We start from the raw sequence: 17,160 nt of genomic DNA, 5'->3' as shown, positions 1-17,160 counted from the left end.
AAATGTCTAAAATATGGCACCATCTTTAAAAAAAATTAATACAACACAGCATTTTTGTAATAGAATAGTTAAAAAATTAAAATGTGTTATAATCTAGATTATAAAATTATTGGAGGAATCAAAATGCAATCATTTTTAAAGAAGACAGTCTATGCTGGACTAACTCTTTTTGCATTAGGTTCATTAGCTGCGGTTAACTCAACCACAGCTAATGCCAAGAAACACGTTACCACTAAACGTGTTGTTAAAAAGGCAAAAACAGGGAAGCACACTAAAAAACAAACAAAAGTAACTGTCAAATACTACAAAGTTCATTTTGCAGAAAACGCTGCATATGCTAAATCTAACGGGGTAGTTAGCATTATGAACAAACCTGGTAAATTAGGTAATGCTAAGGTCGTTGCCAACAAGGCCACAATGCGTCGCTTAGCAAAATCTAAGTTACCTGAAAACGTATTCCATGTTTATGGAATGGCTAAGACCAACACTGGTCTATACTATGCTCACGTCGTTACCTTAGGTGGCAAGTATAGAGGTTGGATCTACGTAGGTAAGAACGATTTCCAATACAGCTTGGATAACATTACTAAGAATACTGGTATTTCAGCTACCAGAACCCTAAGATACGGTGCTAAGCCAAATAACGTTAACGTTAAGATCTTAGACAAACTATGGACTTACCCTAAGTTCAGTCGTTATAACGCCCGTGTCGTAAGTCATAAGAAGGCTTCATACATCAACGATGATTTCGTTGTTGAATCAGCCGTATACAATACTCGTGGTTGGTTATACTACTACGTTCAAGATACTAAGAAGAAGAGTGTTAACGGTTGGATCTATCACGGTAGCACTACTGCTATCAACGCTAAGAAGTCCACTAAGAAGGACACAAAGAAGAAGACACCTGCGAAGACTCCTTCTGACAACAAGCAAAACCAAACTAACTCAACTACACCAAAACCAAGTACTTACAACCTAGTATTCAAGTACAATGGCAACTTTGTAAGTACTAAGATTGTTAACTTATCAGATTTATCAGTAAACGGTACTCCCGCTGTAACTCCTGATTCAATCGCTAAGTTTATTCCAAGCAACTACCAAATTACTACAGATGCAAATGCCATCAATACTGACGGACCAATCGTAAACGGGGGAACTGCAATTATCAACTTAAATGCTGTTCCAGCAACTCGTTTAACAATTGCTATTAAGCAAAAAGATACTGGCTCACTTTTGACTCCTTCATCTGATTTAGTAACTACACTAAATGAAGCTGGTCAAGATTTATTGAACCAAAAATTAGTTCTAAACGGTCAAAGCGTTAGTGCCGATGCTGTTAAGAAAATTTTAACTAACCGTAACTTATTAAGCATTGACCAGTCAAAACTATCAACTAGCGGTGCAGGTTCACTACAATTCGTTGGAGTTGACACAACTGCTATTGATCCAAGTAACCCAACAGTTACTCTTTACTACAAATAAATCAAAAAGTCTTTCCAATGGGGGAGGCTTTTTTACTTTTCTTTAATTTTCAGTGAATATTATATAAATATGTATTATTATTAATGTATAAGATTAAAACGGAGTGATAAAATTTGAAAAAGTTCTTAGTTTTCTTGTCATTGATAACTGTACTTTTAATGTGTTTTTCAAATTCTGGACAAGTAGTCAATGCACAAACCTACGTATATGTTACAAGAACTGGTAAGAGATATTACTACAATCGAAACGATTGGGGGTTAAAGCGGGCACGCCAAGTTTATCGCGTGACCTTAAGCCAGGCGCAGTCACGTGGTCTTACTTTGGCCAAGGACGAAAGTAGCCGTAGAACCGTCGTTACTAAAGTAACCGCCAAAAAAGCCAGAAAGATACATAAGCAAGCAGTTAATCATAGTGGTAAGACTAAGATTAGCAAGAATCAAATTGTGATTCTAAATGGAAACAATCCAGCCTTTAGTAAGTCTCAAATGTCATTAAAGCATGGCGCATGGGCAAGGTATGGTAGCTTGGATAAGCTCAATCGTTCAACCACTGCGAATGCAATGTTAAACTATTCATTGATGCCAAAGGTTAAAAGAGAACCTTTATATGTTGATCCAACGGGTTGGCATAATAAAAAAGACGATGGCACATGGTTGTATAACCGTAGCCATTTAATCGGCTATCAGTTTACGGGTCAAAATAATAATCTTCGTAACCTGATGACAGGAACGCGTTCATTAAATGATCCTGCAATGAGTACGTTTGAAAACAAGGTTGCATACTACCTCCGCAGTAATCACCACCATTATGTAAGATATCAAGTTAAACCGGTGTTTAAGAAGAGTAACTTGTTAGCATCGGGTGTGATTATGCGAGCTAAATCAGTTGGTAGCAATGCCATTTCATTTAATATTTACATTAAGAATATTCAAGAAGGATTCAAGCTTAACTACGCTGATGGAACCAGTGTAGCTGAATAATGAGGAGAATTAATGATGGAAAAAGTAAAGCAATTTGTAAAATGGTTAACGCCATTTATTATCTTTTTAGTTCTAGCGTTAATAGTCGTTGCGATTCCACTAATTAAGAAACAAACATTCTTGGGATCAGATTCGCTATTTCATTTTAACCGTTTCTACGATGCCGCAATGCAATTAAAGACCCACAAGATTAGTTATTTCCAAACTAACTATGGTTTCTTAGGCACAGGAAGAATGTTGAGTACATTGTATGGCCCAGTGGCAGCCTATGTTGGTGGCTTTCTTTTACTACTAGCAGGGACCTGGTTTAAATTTGAAATTCTAACCGATTTAATCGTGTTGATTGTTTCCGCACTTGGAATGTACAAATTATGTCGTGTTAACAACGTCGACAAGTATCCAGCTATCTTCATGGGATTCATCTACATGTATTCATCATTGGTAATGCAATGGGTTACCGCTCAACAATTTACCGGGGTAGGGGCAATGATTGTGCCATTCGTCATGATTTATGCTACCCAAATGGTAAGAAAAAATGATGTCTCATTTATCGGATTCGCGTTTGTCATGAGTTTGTTGGTTCAAACCCATTTGATGAGTGCCATGATTACTGCCATCGGAATTATTCCTTTCTTTGTTGTTGGGATGATTAAGGCAGTCGATAAAAAGCAACGCGTTCGTATGCTACTACATACTATCTACGCAGCCTTAATTACAATGGTATTAACCATTAATGTTTGGTACAACTTAATCTACATTTCTGCTACCAATCATTTACTTCCGGTCTACCCAGTTCCAGAAGTTCGTACCTATGGATACAACTTCAATGTTCAATCATTAGTGAACATTATGAAACCGACCGAGTTTATTTTATTCATTTTTGTATTATACTTTGTTATTAGAAGATTCAAACAAGTTGATATCTTAACTAAGACAACCGCACTAACTGGATTCTTCTTCCTAGTAATTTCTTGGAGTCACTTCCCATGGGGAGTTTTCCAATACTTTATTCCACAATTATCATACACACTCCAATTTCCAAAACGTTTCTTGGTAATTGCGTTTGTATGTTTGTTGGTCACTTTCGGACAAATTTTAACCTATGAAATTAGAAACAACACTCATAAGAGTAACTATGCTGTTGTAGTAACTGTCTTGTTGTTAATCGTTGGTAGTGCCGGATTGGACTTTTATGCCATTCACCAACGTAGTGTTAACTATGTCAGCTTGAACACCAAGCGTCATAAGAATAACAAGAATGACAATTCAATTTATTACTACATGAAAAAACACCATAGAACTATTCAAAAGGATACACAAAGCCACAAACTATCTAACTTGTTAGAAGATATTATTAAGGCGACTCCTGATTATGTGCCTTCATACAAACAAATTAAGAGCCATAGTGAATACGATAAGTTAAATCCATACGAATTGTATTACAAGGAATATATTGAAAAGAACCATAACAAGAAACTTCATTTCAAACATGTTGTGAGAAAAGATGGATCATTAACTGTTAGGTTCAAACTCAAGAAAGCACAAGAAATTCAAGTTCCATTGGTTAAGTATGCCCAAACACAAGTAACGGTTAATGGAGCCGTTAAGAATGTAAAGACAACTAAACTTGGCGCAGTTATCGTCTCAGCTAAGAAGGGTAACAACCGTATCAACATCAAGTATGTAACGTCATTTACTATTCGCTTGATGATGGTAATCACATGGATTAGTTGGATTTTGTTTGGTATTTTTGCATTAACAAAAATTAGACGTAACAAGTAGGCCTTAAGGGCCTTTTGGCGTTTTGTAAGGAAACTAATTGTTTCCGATTACTGGAGGGATAGTTTTGGAACAACTGAGAAATGCGGCTAAAAAAGTATATGAAAGTCGCTTTTTCCCACTGCTCGTATTTGGATTATTGGGGTTAATCGCGCTTAGCGGTTTGATTTTAAACAATACGTTAATCTTGAGTTACGATACGATTTTTCACTTTAATCGTTTTTATGACACTGCTGAGCAAATCAGAAATGGAAGTTATAATTACTTCCAAATGAACTATGGTTTCTTGCAAACGGGAAGAATTGTTAACGCTTTGTATGGACCTGTAGTTGCTTATATCGCAGGATTTATTTTATTACTAAGTTACAACTGGATTGTCTTTGAAATCATCATCTCGTTACTAGTGATGTTGATTGCAGCTTTTTCAATGTATTGGTTATGTAAGGTCAATGGCGTCAGCCGCGGATATTCCGTATTAATGGGATCACTTTACATGATTGGTTCATCTACATTTACCTGGGTAATCACTCAACAATTTACCGGGGTGGGTGCCGCTGTCATGCCGGTATTCTTCATTGGGATTACCTTAATGCTACAAAGATTAAGAATTCCGGTATTAGGTGTTGCAGTCGGAATGGCAGTCTTAATTCAAACCCACGTGGTTTCAAGCTTGATTGCCTTTGGAGCGTCTGTTCCAATCATTATCGTTTCTTTGGTATTGACCAAGGAAAAATGGAAGATGATTAAGGATGGCTTGATTGCGATTGCGATAACGCTAGCGTTGACCTTCAACGTCTGGGGGGTCATGATTTCAATCTTTAAGAATAATTTCTTGATTCCAACGTTCCCAGAAACCAGCATGCAACTATTTACGGTTTCACTTCATGGTGAATCCATTCAAAGTGTTGTTAAACCAATGGAATTATTGATTTTCCTATATGTTATCTACTATGTGATTACTAGATGGAAGAAGCTAAACTACGTTGTGAAAACATTGGGTTGTGTTGGTTTTGGATTCTTAGTCCTATCAACCAATATCGTTCCATGGACTCGTTTACAAGTGGAATTTCCTAAATTAACCACATTAGTCCAATTTCCAAAACGTTTCGCAGTGATTCCGTTTATCCTATTCTTCTTATTACTAGGAATGATTTTGACAAACGATAAGTATGCTTTGACGCTCAAGCCATTGCACTATCCAAGTCGATTATTCACGTTTGCAATCCTATTTTTTGTCTTTGCTTTGAATATGGAATCAAACTTCCAAGCAGTTAACCTGGGCGTATCACAAACTGTTGCGATGAAGCAAAACAGCGACACAGTGGTTCCGGTTAACCATGCATTTAGTTATAATAAGAGGAACAATCGTACTTATATTCAGGATCTAGAAAGTCCTAATAAGTCGTATTTGATTAATGATATCCTAAAGACAACGCCTGATTATCTACCAAGCACTCAGGCGGTGAACGAAGATAATTATGCCAGCGTTCATCCATACCTAAATAATCACCGTCAGTTAATCAAACACAACTATAAGATTAAGGGTGGTTACATCAAGAAGGTTAACAAGGATGGCTCACTAACTGTCATTTGGCATAACCATCATGCTAAGACGACTCGCTATCGTGTAACTGTCGTTAAGTATGCGGCAACTAAGCTAGTCCTAAACGGTAAGAGAATTAAGCCAGCGCGTATCAGTCAAGTTGGTGCCGTGACCGTTAAGGCTAAACCAGGCAAGAATGTGCTAACGGTATCCTACCGTACCGGATTAGGAATGGATATGATTTTCCTAGTTACCACACTTAGCTGGGTTGGTGTCTTTGGCTATGTAATTGTAAGAAGATTTAAAAACAAAAAGAGTAACCAATAAAGGTTACTCTTTTTTATTTTCTAAATAATCCTCGTACATGTACTTGGCGGTCTTTAAATAGATGTCATGATATATTTGATCATCGAATATAACCGAGTTGGCACTGGATAGATTAGGGTTATTAAAACGACTTTGTTTGACAAAGTTGATACAGTTAATGCTTCTTTGAGTGTAATAGATGATAAAGTTATGAATCATCATCAGGTCCTTAAATTTGTTTTGCAGGTAATAACCACTTGCATTGACCTTGAGATGAGTTTCCTTGTCGTGCATGTACAGATACGAAAATTTGTCGTTGGAATAGGGGATACAATAGCTCAGTAGGTTAGCGTTGAACCATGAGTAGGTCCGACTACGATGAGAAGCGGGCAGTGGGATGAGGGATGTTTCGGTCGTTAGGATGGGAAACTTATTTTTGATGTGCAACTCTTCGCAGATACTTCGATTAAAGTGTTTATGCAACATGCATTCCATTTGTAGCTTCTTATTAATTAAAGCGGTGGTCGATGACTTTAATAGATAAAAGTTAAAACCATTTTCGATTACCATGGTTGCATACCGTTTACTTCTATCGGCGATGTCTACCAACATTAATAAGTCGTGCCAATTAATCTGTTTGAAGTTAAACCGGTGGTTGACTAGACTGATTGGAAGCTTATTAATGTCGACAAACGTGGTGCCATCTTTGCTTTCAATCGCTTCGTTTTTCAAATTTGTTTCATTCATAAAAAAATCCTCTCGTGTGTTTTGCGTTTTTAAGCTAGCACGAGAGGATTCTTAAGGCGAATTATTTTGGCCAATTTAAGAAAATCTTAATTATTTTTGATGAAATCACCGATGTAAAAGGCAAGTTTGCGATAAGTATATGCGTTAGGGTGAACATGTTGATCTTGGTACATGTCCTTGTAATTGAAGTTAGTGATAAATTCAGAGTGGTATTCACGCCAATCGATAAATGGGATTTGAAATGCCGAGTAGACTTCCGCTAGGCCATCTAGTAGTTGGTTAAACGTGTAGTCAGAGTATCTCATCACGCTGGCAGCGTTTTGATCGTCGTCAAAACGAGTCAATGGTAGAACCGCATAGATTTTGGCTTCGTGATGTTGACTGATAATTTGGCGCACTAATCTGGTTAGTTTCGATATGACACGAACCAATGGAACGTCTAGGTGACCATAGTCGTTAGTACCAATCATTAATATGATTGCATCGTATTGGTTGTCTTTAATCTTTTCGACTTCCTTTTCAAGTGTTTCATAAATCGTGGCACCATTGATACCGTTATTGCAGACACGGCAATTGTAGTATTTGGCTAAATATCGTGGGTAGTTGTAGCGTAGATTGACAGTACCATCAAAGCCCCTAGTGACTGAATCTCCTAAGGTGACGACTGTTTTATTTGTAAGATCCAATTTAATCAACTCCGATTAATATGTATATAACACCTATAATAATATCAAAAAATTAGTAAAAATTTAATTTTATATACTTATAAATCTTTTTGGTATAATGGAGGTCCTTGGCAGGGGCGCATAAGCCAAAAAAGACGCGGTTATTCGCGTCTTTTTTTATTGACACAAAAGCCATTTATGATATACTCATTTGTTAATAAATAAAATTAGGAGGGCACACAATGACACACAAAAGAATGATTGTTTTGGATATTGCTTCACTTGGTTTAGGCGAAGCTCCCGATGCCAATCGCTTTGATTCTATTGGTGCCGACACATTAGGCCACATTGCTGATAAAGGGCTAAGTGTTTCTAATTTAATTAACCTAGGTCTTGGCAATATTCGCTGGGACAACGAGATTAAATCAATTCCACAAGTTGATGCACCTCGTGGCTTCTTTGGGAAGATGGTTACCACTGTTGACAGCAACAGGGGTAGTGCCTCATTTCGTGAGATGTTTGACTACACTGCCGGTGTCCGTACCGCTTCAGTAATGGACTTGTTGGCAGAAAAACAACATAGTGTTTCAATTATTTCAAGCTTTGCTTATTATTGGGAAAAACAAGACGATATTTCAATGGTCCAAGTCCCCGATGATAGCAAGGCTTTTATTGAATTGTCATCAAAAATGAGGACCCAAAAGAGCGGGTTAATTTACTGTCAGTTACCGGAACTAAGACACTTCGCCAGAATGGATGATAGTGTTGGGTACGCTGAACAACTAAATGTGTTGGACGAAACAATTGGTAAGGTCTTAGAACGACTAAGGGATAACGATTTACTACTAATCACATCCTCATATGCAATTGATCCAACCATGGACAATCGAATTACGCGTGAATACTTACCACTAATTGTCTTCAATCCAAATAAGAATGAAGGAAAGTCATTAGGTATTAAGCGTTCACTAGGTGCGGTTGCAAACGCAATCGTGGCGTTCTTTGATTTAGATGATGGGGAAAATACTAAACCGAACTTTATCAACGAAGTTAAGTAATTAATTTACACTGAAAGGGGTGTTGCGCAACTAAAATAAGCTATTTGTCACTATATTTTTTGTCGCAGAGAAAGGATTAGAATTTTTATGTATCATTTAGTTAATATTTTGGGAATTTTTGTTTTCCTAGGGATTGCATTTGTTTTTTCAAAGAACAAGAAACAAATTAAATGGCGTTCAGTAATTACTGTTTTAGTGTTAAACCTAGTAATCGCTTACTGTTTAACACAATTTTCATGGGGGCGTGCTGCTGTTGAAGGTGCTGCTAACGGTTTCAAGGCTTTAGTTGAAGTAGCATATCAAGGAATTGAATTTGCACTACCAAGTTGGGTTCACATGAAACAAATGGACTTTGTAACTTCAGCACTTCTACCAATTTTATTAATCGTTCCAGTGTTTGATATCTTAACTTACATTGGAGTCCTACCTTGGATCATCAAGTGGGTAGGTAAAGGTTTGGCATACATAACTGGCCAACCTAAGTTTGAATCATTCTTCGCAGTTGAAATGATGTTTTTAGGTAACACTGAAGCACTTGCTGTTTCAACTCTACAATTAAAACAAATTTCAGCCGCAAGAAATGTTGTCATTGCCATGATGTCAATGTCATGTGTGACTGCCTCAATTTTAGGCGCATACACTCAAATGGTTCCAGGTCAATACGTAATGACTGCCGTTCCATTGAACATCTTAAATGCTGTTATTGTAACTAGTATTTTAATGCCAACTTCAGTTACTCCAGAAGAAGACACTATCGCTAAGTTAGGTAGCTCTTCACAAACTGCTGAAGTGGCCGTTGGTGAACATCCTGAAAACGAAGAAGAAGCTAAAAAAGAACCATTCTTCTCATTCTTGGGTGATTCAATCCTGGGTGCCGGTAAATTAATCTTAATCATTACTGCAAACGTTATCGCATTCGTTGCTTTAGCTGCATTAATTGATAAAATTTTAGGTTCAATTAACCATAATTTATCTCTAGAACACATCCTAGGAATCATCATGTTCCCATTTGCTTGGCTAATGGGTTCAGACGTGCACACCGCATTTGAATTTGCACAAAACATGGGTACTAAGCTTGTAACTAACGAATTCGTTGTTATGGGTAGAGTATCATCACACATTCACTCATATGCACCACATTATCAAGCACAATTAACTGTCTTCCTAACTTCATTTGCTAACCTTTCTACAGTGGGAATGATTATTGGTGCATTCAAGGGTATTGTTAATCGTGAAGTGAACAACGCTATTTCAAAGAGTGTAGGGTACATGGTTATATCAGGGATCTTAGTTTCTCTACTATCTGCAGGAATCGTTGGTCTATTTGTATGGTAAAATAGAAACATAATATATATAGATTAAGGATTTTGTTTAATGAGTAATAAGTTGAACAAAACGTCGAAAAAAGAGACAGCCTCGCTGTCTCTTTTAGACGTTTTAAGGGATAAAGAAATTTTTAAGACAGAGGTCTTAGGTGGTATCACCGGATTCTTCGCAATCTCTTATATTTTAGTGGTTAACCCCATGATATTGGCGGATGCGGGGATGGATGTTCACCAGACCGTCTTTGCGACAATTATTAGTTCTGTAATCGGATGTTTCATTATGGGATTCTATGCGAACTCACCGGTCGTGATTACGCCGGGGATGGGTGTTAATGCATTCTTCACCTATACGATGGTGTTAAACATGGGACTATCATACAAAGAAGCGTTGACCGTTTCTTTGGTCTCGACAATTGCGTTTGCTTTAATCGCATTTAGCCGTTTTACTGATATCTTACAGGGTGGTATTCCTAATTCATTGAAATCAGCGATTACCGCCGGCATTGGTTTATTTTTAGTTGAGATTGGTCTGCAAAAAGCCGGATTGATTCAACAAGGGAAGAATTCATTATTAACGATTGGATCGTTTAGAAATCCATCGCTTTTATTGGCCATTTTTGGTTTGGTTTTAACGATTGTCCTATACCTTAAGAACGTGAAGGGAAACTTCTTTATTGGAATCGTAATTACCACGATTGTCGGCATTGTTTTCCACATTCACGATAGTGGGGTTAAGACCACTCACTTGATTGATATCTTGCAGTACCATAAATCACTCTTTGATTTTAGTTTCTCAAACGTGTGGACGACACCATTTATCATGGCGTCATTTTCAATGACAATGATTTTGGTGTTTGAATCGATGGGATTAAACGCCGGAATTTTACCGGACATGGCAAAGTTCAAAAAGACATTTAGAAGTGTTTCGATTACCGGAATTATTTCTAGCATTTTAGGAACTAGTCCAACGGTTTCAGCCGCGGAAAGTGTAGCTGGTTTTCAACTAGGGGCGAGAACCGGAATCATGTCGATTACCGCTGGAATTATGTTTTTAATTTCAACCTTTTTCATCAGTTTCTTGGACTTGGTACCACAAGCGGCGATTGCTCCAGTAATTATCATTACGGGTGCATTAATGTTATCTAACTTAAAGACGATTAACATGGATGACTTTGCCGAATGGTTCCCAGCCTTTCTAATCGTGGTCTTGATTCCATTGACTGGAAGCATTTCAATCGGATTAGCATTCGGGTTTGTTGCCTATCCAATCGTGAAAATCTTTAACGGCCAAATCAAAACCATCAGTATAATTAACTATATTTTAAGTGCGTTGTTTTTAATCAATTTGATAATGACAGCAATGCTATAAAAGAGGCGATCAAACGATCGTCTTTTTATATGTATTTTTTTGATAATCTAGTGACGAATTAGCCTAATTTTGGTTATAATGGAGAAGTATATGTTTCATGATTGTAAAAAAGATTAATATCAGTTAAAGTATAGATAGATGTGAAACAATCATGTTTCACAATAGGAGGATTTGCATGAATCCAGAAGAATTCAAGAGTCAATTAGCAAAACGCAATATCGAATTGACTGACCACCAAATGCAACAATTTGCCGATTACTATGATTTGTTAGTTACCACTAACGAACATGTTAATCTAACAACCATTGTTGATAGAGATGAAGTATATTTAAAACATTTCTTTGATTCAATTACTCCTGCATTCTTTGCAGATGAATTGAGAACCGAAGAATTAACCCTATGTGATGTGGGAGCCGGTGCTGGTTTTCCATCAATTCCGTTAAAAATTGTTTTTCCTAACTTAAAGGTCACCATCATTGATTCATTGAACAAACGAATCAACTTCTTGGACGAACTAGTTAACAAGTTAGGTTTAACTAATGTTGAATTACATCATGCTCGTGCAGAAGAATTTGGTGGTAAAAAATCTAAATACCGTGAATCATTTGATATCGCAACTGCACGGGCAGTTGCTCGAATGAGCGTGCTTGCTGAATTCTGTTTGCCACTAGTTAAAGTGGGAGGCAAGATGATTGCACTAAAAGCATCAAAGGCCAAGGATGAACTATCAGATGGAAAAAACGCGATTACTACTCTAGGTGGTAAGATGATTTCAGATGATGAGTTTAATCTTCCAGTCTCAAATGATCCACGTAATATGGTTGTGTTAGAAAAAGTGAAGAACACACCAAAACAATACCCAAGAAAAGCGGGTACACCGAACAAGAAACCAATTGGTTCAAGTAATAAGTAGACTAGAGGAGGGGTTTTTAATGGGACACGTTATATCATTAGCTAATCAAAAGGGTGGAGTTGGTAAGACTACCACTTCTGTAAACCTTGGTGCAGACCTTGCAACAATGGGCAAAAAGGTATTACTAATTGATGCTGATGCCCAAGGAAATGCAACTTCAGGAGTAGGTATTCAAAAATCCGACATCCAAAAGGATATTTACGATATCTTGGTTAATGAAGAACCAATCTCAGAAGCCATTATTCCTTCAAAACATGAAGGATTAGACATTGTACCAGCAACAATTCAACTATCAGGGGCCGACATTGAATTAACTCCCCAAATGGCGAGAGAAACACGTTTATTAAATGCCCTAAAATCTGTCTCAGATCAATATGATTACGTACTAGTTGACTGTCCACCTTCATTAGGATTAATCACCATTAATGCATTTACTGCCAGTGATTCAATCCTAATTCCAGTGCAAACCGAATACTATGCACTAGAAGGTTTAAGTCAATTGCTAAATACTGTTCAATTAGTAAAGAAACACTTTAATCCTGACTTAGACGTCGAAGGAGTTCTACTAACAATGTATGACTCACGTACCAAGTTAGCTCAACAAGTTAACGATGAAGTTCGTAAGTACTTCGGTGATAAGGTTTACGATACTATCATTACTAGAAATGTGCGTTTATCAGAAGCCCCAAGTTACGGATTACCAATCATTGATTATGATCCAAATTCAAAGGGTTCAGAATTATACATGCAATTTGCAAAGGAAGTGTTAGCTGCTCATGGTGAATAACAAAGGACTAGGTCGAGGCATTCAAGCATTGTTTGCTGATAATGATATCGACGCCAACTCAGAAGACGTATTGGAATTAGAGCTAACCAAGTTATCTCCAAATCCTTTCCAACCAAGAACGCATTTCGATACAAATGCACTTAAAGATTTAACCCGTTCAATCGAAAAGTCTGGGGTATTTCAACCAATCATTGTAAGAAAGACCAGCGGCAGCAAGGACGAATACGAAATTCTTGCTGGTGAAAGACGTTTCAGAGCTTCACGCATGGCAGGTAAAGAAAAGATTCCAGCAATTGTTCGTGATGCTTCTGATGAACAAATGATGGAAATCGCCGTGATGGAAAACCTTCAAAGAGAGGACTTAAATCCAATCGAAGAAGCTGAAGCTTACAACACTTTGATGACCAAGCTAGACATTACTCAAGCTGAAGTATCAAAACGTTTAGGTAAATCACGTCCATACATCGCTAACTACTTACGTCTATTAGGTTTACCAACCGAAGTAAAGGACATGTTGACCAAGAATCAACTTTCAATGGGCCAAGCAAGAACTTTGCTATCAGTTAAGAAAAAGGATGAACTAATTAAGCTAGCCAAGAAGGCTTACGAACAAACAATGACTGTTCGTCAACTTGAAAAGGAAATTGAAAACCTAAGTTCATCACCTAAGAAGAAAAAGAAGCCACGTCGTTCAACCAAGAAGTCACCATTCTTACGTGCTTCTGAGAATGAACTACAAGACAAATTCCAAACATCCGTTTCAATCTCAAATAACCGTTCTAAGAAGGGAACCGGTAAGATTGAAATCAGTTACGCATCAGATGATGATTTAAACCGCATTTTGCAAATTTTAGATATTAATTTAGACTAAAAGGAGTTCTCAATATGTATTCATTAAATGATGTTGTCATGATGAAGAAAGCCCACCCATGTGGAGAGAATAGTTGGAAGATTATTCGAATGGGTGCAGACATTAAGATTGAATGTCAAAAGTGCGGCCATGTGGTTATGCTTCCACGTCGTGAATTTGAAAAGAAAATGAAAAAAGTAATTCAAAGTACACAAGAAGACTAAATCTAAAGAAAAGAGTGAATTATTAATATGTCATTAACAGCAGGAATTGTTGGTTTACCAAACGTCGGTAAATCTACACTATTTAATGCGATTACTAAAGCTGGTGCGGAAATGGCTAACTACCCATTTGCCACTATCGACCCAAACGTAGGGATGGTGGAAGTACCAGATGACAGACTTGATCGAATTCAAGAACTAATTCCAGCTAAGAAGATTGTGCCTACTACATTCGAATTTACCGATATTGCCGGTATCGTTAAGGGTGCAAGTAAGGGTGAAGGTTTAGGTAACAAGTTCCTAGAAAACATCAGACAAGTGGACGCCATTGTGCACGTTGTTCGTTCTTTTGACGATGACAACATTACCCACGTTACTGGTAATGTTGATCCAATCGCTGATATTGAAACAATCAACTTAGAATTAGGTATCTCTGATTTAGATGCAGTTACTAAGCGTTTAGGTCGTGTTCAAAAGGCTGCTAAGGGTAAGGATGAAGATGCACTTGCCGAATTAGCTGTCCTAGAAAAGATTAAGCCAGTTCTAGAAGCCGGTAAACCAGTGCGTTCAATTGACTTTGATGAAGATGAACAAAAGATTGTTAAGGGATTATTCCTATTAACTTCAAAACCAGTGCTATACGTAGCTAACATCTCAGAAGATGACATGGCTGATCCTGAAGGCTCAAAGTACTTCCAACAAGTTAAGGAATACGCTGCTAAGGAAAACGCTCAAGCAATCGGTATTGCTGCTGAAACAGAAGAAGAAATTGCTGAATTAGATGACGAAGACAAGGCTACTTTCCTAGAAGCCGAAGGTGTTAGTGAACCAGGTCTAAACAAGTTAATTCGTGCTTCTTACAACCTATTAGGTCTAGAAACATTCTTCACCGCTGGTGGTAAGGAAACCAAGGCTTGGACTTACCTAAAGGGTACTAAGGCTCCTCAAGCTGCCGGAATTATTCACTCAGACTTCGAACGTGGTTTCATCAGAGCTGAAGTAATGGCATTTGACGACCTAGATAAGCTAGGTAGCGAACAAGCCGTTAAGGAAGCTGGTAAGCTACGTGTTGAAGGTAAAGATTATGTTATGCAAGATGGTGACATTGTAAACTTTAGATTCAACGTTTAATCGGAAAGGACGACATCAATGACTGAAAAGAGAAATGCTCATGTACAACAAAATAGACATGAAGCTGAAAAAAAGACTCGTCAACAATTTGATGGGATTGGTTTGACTAAACGTAATTCAGATTACATGTTCAGATTTAACAAAGAGTTAAAGAAGACCAAGTTATCAGATGAACGTAAGGTTGAAATCGTTAACCAAATGAAGGATGAATTACTAGTTGAACAAAAACACGGTGCAACTGCGCGTAATTTGTACGGTACTGTTGAAGAACGTATCAACTTCATCATGAACCCACCAAAGAAAAAGATTTCAATGATGGATAGCTTTGCGCCTAATGCCATCTTCAACGCATTGTTCTTCTTCGTAATCTTCAACTTGCTATACGGAATCACTTTGATGATTCAAAGCAACGCTAAGGATAAGCAATCAGTAGGGATTTTATCTCTAGTATTGATTTCTCTAGTATTTGGTATCTTTATGCCAATTATGACAAGATTATTGGATGGAAACGTTAAACACAAGTACAGTGGATTAGTGCGTTTTGGTTTATTGATCCTATCAGTAATCGTGTGGATTGGTGCGTTCATGGTAATTGTTCAAATTCCACAAGCGGGAATTAACATGGCGGTATCACCAATTGTTAACTTTATTTTAGCTGCAATCTCAGCATTTGCAGCGTTCTGGATTCACAAGAACTACGAAATTACAGTTAATGTGATGACACCTAGAACACCAAATAGAAGATAAAAATAAATGTCAGTGAAAATTAAATTTGATTTTCTCTGGCATTTTTTGTATATTAGACATTAAAAAATAAATAGATAGGGGTTTTATGATTATGGATAATTGGAACACAAAGTTTGCCAAAAAGGGATTAACATTTGATGACGTATTGCTTATTCCAGCAGAAAGTCATGTCTTACCTAATGATGTGGATACTTCAGTTCGTTTATCAGATGATGTTAAGCTAAATGTACCATTTTTAAGTGCAAGTATGGATACAGTTACAACCTCAGATATGGCGATTGCCATGGCTGAAGTTGGTGGATTAGGTGTAATTCACAAGAACATGATTATCGATGATCAAGCCGAAGAAGTTAAGAAGGTCAAAGCAGTAGAAAAGACCGACAAAACCCCTAACGCAGCAGTTGATGCTAATAACCACTTATTATGTGCCGCTGCTGTTGGCGTTACATCAGATACATTCAAGCGTGTGGAATCTTTGTTTGCCGCTGGTGCTGACGCTATCATTATTGATACTGCTCACGGTCACTCTGCCGGAGTTATCAGAAAAGTAAAAGAAATCAAAGCTAAGTACGCTGACAAGACTATCATCGCTGGTAACGTTGCTACAGGTGAAGCAACTAACGATTTATTCGAAGCCGGTGTTGACGTAGTAAAGGTTGGAATTGGCCCTGGTTCAATTTGTACCACTAGAATTATCGCTGGTGTTGGTGTTCCTCAATTAACTGCCGTTTACGACGCAGCGGAAGTTGCTAGAAAATGGGGCAAGCCAATCATCGCTGATGGTGGTATCAAATACTCAGGTGATGCTGCTAAGGCAATTGCAGCCGGTGGTAACGCTGTAATGCTAGGTAGTATGTTATCTGGTACTGACGAAGCACCTGGTGAAATCTTCGAAGAAAATGGAATTAAGTACAAAGCATACCGTGGAATGGGAAGTGTTGGAGCCATGCAACATGGTTCAGCTGACCGTTACTTCCAAGGTGAAGTTAATGAAGCAAACAAACTAGTTCCAGAAGGTATCGAAGCTCGTGTTGAATACAAAGGTTCAGCTAAGGATGTAGTATTCCAAATGGTTGGTGGTTTAAGAGCAGCCATGGGTTACACTGGATCAAAGGATATTCAAGCAATGAATGACGATGCTCAATTCATTCAAATCACTAGTGCAGGGCTAATTGAATCACATCCTCATGATGTTCAAATCACCAAGGATGCGCCAAATTATAAATAAAATGTTAATAATATTAAAAGATGCTAATT

Annotated in this window: 16 protein-coding genes; 14 read left to right on the top strand and 2 right to left on the bottom strand. The window is 37.6% G+C overall.

The window, feature by feature from the left end:
* Nucleotides 1-123 precede the first annotated feature (123 nt).
* The 4 genes from K5Q07_RS04680 (at nucleotide 124) to K5Q07_RS04665 (ending at nucleotide 6,111) form a co-directional block, all read left to right on the top strand.
* Entirely contained in the window at nucleotides 124-1,482 is a 1,359-nt protein-coding gene (locus K5Q07_RS04680; protein WP_220729934.1) for a hypothetical protein, read from the top strand.
* 113 nt (nucleotides 1,483-1,595) lie between these two features.
* The gene (locus K5Q07_RS04675; RefSeq protein ID WP_251067638.1) at nucleotides 1,596-2,462 is read left to right on the top strand and encodes a DNA/RNA non-specific endonuclease; all 867 of its coding nucleotides are present in this window, start codon (nucleotides 1,596-1,598) and stop codon (nucleotides 2,460-2,462) included.
* A 12-nt stretch (nucleotides 2,463-2,474) separates the two neighbouring features.
* Nucleotides 2,475-4,244, top strand: coding sequence for a putative glycosyltransferase family protein (locus tag K5Q07_RS04670; RefSeq protein ID WP_220729933.1), 1,770 nt, complete (start codon nucleotides 2,475-2,477; stop codon nucleotides 4,242-4,244).
* Nucleotides 4,245-4,308: 64 nt separating this feature from the next.
* Nucleotides 4,309-6,111 (top strand): putative glycosyltransferase family protein, encoded by a 1,803-nt coding sequence (locus K5Q07_RS04665; protein ID WP_220729932.1) that lies wholly within the window; start codon nucleotides 4,309-4,311, stop codon nucleotides 6,109-6,111.
* 3 nt (nucleotides 6,112-6,114) lie between these two features.
* Here K5Q07_RS04665 and K5Q07_RS04660 read toward each other — a convergent pair whose 3' ends face one another.
* Both K5Q07_RS04660 and K5Q07_RS04655 read right to left on the bottom strand, forming a co-directional pair.
* Nucleotides 6,115-6,837, bottom strand: a complete 723-nt coding sequence (locus K5Q07_RS04660) for a hypothetical protein (RefSeq protein WP_220729931.1) — start codon at nucleotides 6,835-6,837, stop codon at nucleotides 6,115-6,117.
* 86 nt (nucleotides 6,838-6,923) lie between these two features.
* Nucleotides 6,924-7,523, bottom strand: a complete 600-nt coding sequence (locus tag K5Q07_RS04655) for an SGNH/GDSL hydrolase family protein (protein ID WP_220729930.1) — start codon at nucleotides 7,521-7,523, stop codon at nucleotides 6,924-6,926.
* Between the two features lie 221 nt (nucleotides 7,524-7,744).
* Between K5Q07_RS04655 and K5Q07_RS04650 the strand changes: the two genes are divergently transcribed.
* The 10 genes from K5Q07_RS04650 (at nucleotide 7,745) to guaB (ending at nucleotide 17,131) form a co-directional block, all read left to right on the top strand.
* A complete protein-coding gene (locus K5Q07_RS04650) occupies nucleotides 7,745-8,560 on the top strand; it encodes an alkaline phosphatase family protein (RefSeq protein WP_220729929.1) in 816 nt (271 codons plus the stop codon).
* Between the two features lie 87 nt (nucleotides 8,561-8,647).
* Nucleotides 8,648-9,895, top strand: coding sequence for a NupC/NupG family nucleoside CNT transporter (locus K5Q07_RS04645; protein ID WP_220729928.1), 1,248 nt, complete (start codon nucleotides 8,648-8,650; stop codon nucleotides 9,893-9,895).
* 39 nt (nucleotides 9,896-9,934) lie between these two features.
* Complete coding sequence (locus tag K5Q07_RS04640; RefSeq protein ID WP_220729927.1) at nucleotides 9,935-11,254, top strand: NCS2 family permease; 1,320 nt, start codon at nucleotides 9,935-9,937, stop codon at nucleotides 11,252-11,254.
* A gap of 175 nt (nucleotides 11,255-11,429) precedes the next feature.
* Complete coding sequence (gene rsmG, locus K5Q07_RS04635) at nucleotides 11,430-12,167, top strand: 16S rRNA (guanine(527)-N(7))-methyltransferase RsmG (RefSeq protein ID WP_220729926.1); 738 nt, start codon at nucleotides 11,430-11,432, stop codon at nucleotides 12,165-12,167.
* A gap of 19 nt (nucleotides 12,168-12,186) precedes the next feature.
* Nucleotides 12,187-12,954, top strand: coding sequence for a ParA family protein (locus tag K5Q07_RS04630; RefSeq protein ID WP_220729925.1), 768 nt, complete (start codon nucleotides 12,187-12,189; stop codon nucleotides 12,952-12,954).
* Nucleotides 12,944-13,825 carry a ParB/RepB/Spo0J family partition protein gene (locus K5Q07_RS04625; protein ID WP_054606192.1) on the top strand — a complete coding sequence of 294 codons (882 nt, stop codon included), beginning with the start codon at nucleotides 12,944-12,946 and terminating at the stop codon, nucleotides 13,823-13,825. The genes K5Q07_RS04630 and K5Q07_RS04625 overlap by 11 nt, the downstream gene beginning before the upstream one ends.
* Before the next feature lie 14 nt (nucleotides 13,826-13,839).
* Nucleotides 13,840-14,028, top strand: a complete 189-nt coding sequence (locus K5Q07_RS04620; protein WP_034532678.1) for a DUF951 domain-containing protein — start codon at nucleotides 13,840-13,842, stop codon at nucleotides 14,026-14,028.
* Nucleotides 14,029-14,055: 27 nt separating this feature from the next.
* Complete coding sequence (gene ychF / locus K5Q07_RS04615; RefSeq protein WP_220729924.1) at nucleotides 14,056-15,156, top strand: redox-regulated ATPase YchF; 1,101 nt, start codon at nucleotides 14,056-14,058, stop codon at nucleotides 15,154-15,156.
* Between the two features lie 18 nt (nucleotides 15,157-15,174).
* Complete coding sequence (locus tag K5Q07_RS04610) at nucleotides 15,175-15,903, top strand: DUF1129 family protein (RefSeq protein ID WP_220729923.1); 729 nt, start codon at nucleotides 15,175-15,177, stop codon at nucleotides 15,901-15,903.
* Between the two features lie 91 nt (nucleotides 15,904-15,994).
* Nucleotides 15,995-17,131: an IMP dehydrogenase gene (guaB, locus tag K5Q07_RS04605; protein WP_220729922.1), complete on the top strand. Its 1,137-nt coding sequence runs from the start codon at nucleotides 15,995-15,997 to the stop codon at nucleotides 17,129-17,131.
* Nucleotides 17,132-17,160: the final 29 nt, after the last annotated feature.

It is taken from the genome of Apilactobacillus zhangqiuensis (assembly GCF_019656215.1).
GTDB classification, from domain to species: domain Bacteria; phylum Bacillota; class Bacilli; order Lactobacillales; family Lactobacillaceae; genus Apilactobacillus; species Apilactobacillus zhangqiuensis.
This window is presented reverse-complemented; position numbering and strand designations above follow the sequence as displayed.

What these genes read in the sequence shown, in the direction of transcription:
- K5Q07_RS04680 (WP_220729934.1), top strand. Translation starts at nt 124, where the DNA reads ATGCAATCATTTTTAAAGAAGACAGTCTATGCTGGACTAACTCTTTTT.
- K5Q07_RS04670 (WP_220729933.1), top strand. Translation starts at nt 2,475, where the DNA reads ATGATGGAAAAAGTAAAGCAATTTGTAAAATGGTTAACGCCATTTATT.
- K5Q07_RS04660 (WP_220729931.1), bottom strand. Translation starts at nt 6,837, where the DNA reads ATGAATGAAACAAATTTGAAAAACGAAGCGATTGAAAGCAAAGATGGC.
- K5Q07_RS04650 (WP_220729929.1), top strand. Translation starts at nt 7,745, where the DNA reads ATGACACACAAAAGAATGATTGTTTTGGATATTGCTTCACTTGGTTTA.
- K5Q07_RS04645 (WP_220729928.1), top strand. Translation starts at nt 8,648, where the DNA reads ATGTATCATTTAGTTAATATTTTGGGAATTTTTGTTTTCCTAGGGATT.
- K5Q07_RS04640 (WP_220729927.1), top strand. Translation starts at nt 9,935, where the DNA reads ATGAGTAATAAGTTGAACAAAACGTCGAAAAAAGAGACAGCCTCGCTG.
- rsmG (WP_220729926.1), top strand. Translation starts at nt 11,430, where the DNA reads ATGAATCCAGAAGAATTCAAGAGTCAATTAGCAAAACGCAATATCGAA.
- K5Q07_RS04630 (WP_220729925.1), top strand. Translation starts at nt 12,187, where the DNA reads ATGGGACACGTTATATCATTAGCTAATCAAAAGGGTGGAGTTGGTAAG.
- K5Q07_RS04625 (WP_054606192.1), top strand. Translation starts at nt 12,944, where the DNA reads ATGGTGAATAACAAAGGACTAGGTCGAGGCATTCAAGCATTGTTTGCT.
- K5Q07_RS04620 (WP_034532678.1), top strand. Translation starts at nt 13,840, where the DNA reads ATGTATTCATTAAATGATGTTGTCATGATGAAGAAAGCCCACCCATGT.
- ychF (WP_220729924.1), top strand. Translation starts at nt 14,056, where the DNA reads ATGTCATTAACAGCAGGAATTGTTGGTTTACCAAACGTCGGTAAATCT.
- K5Q07_RS04610 (WP_220729923.1), top strand. Translation starts at nt 15,175, where the DNA reads ATGACTGAAAAGAGAAATGCTCATGTACAACAAAATAGACATGAAGCT.
- guaB (WP_220729922.1), top strand. Translation starts at nt 15,995, where the DNA reads ATGGATAATTGGAACACAAAGTTTGCCAAAAAGGGATTAACATTTGAT.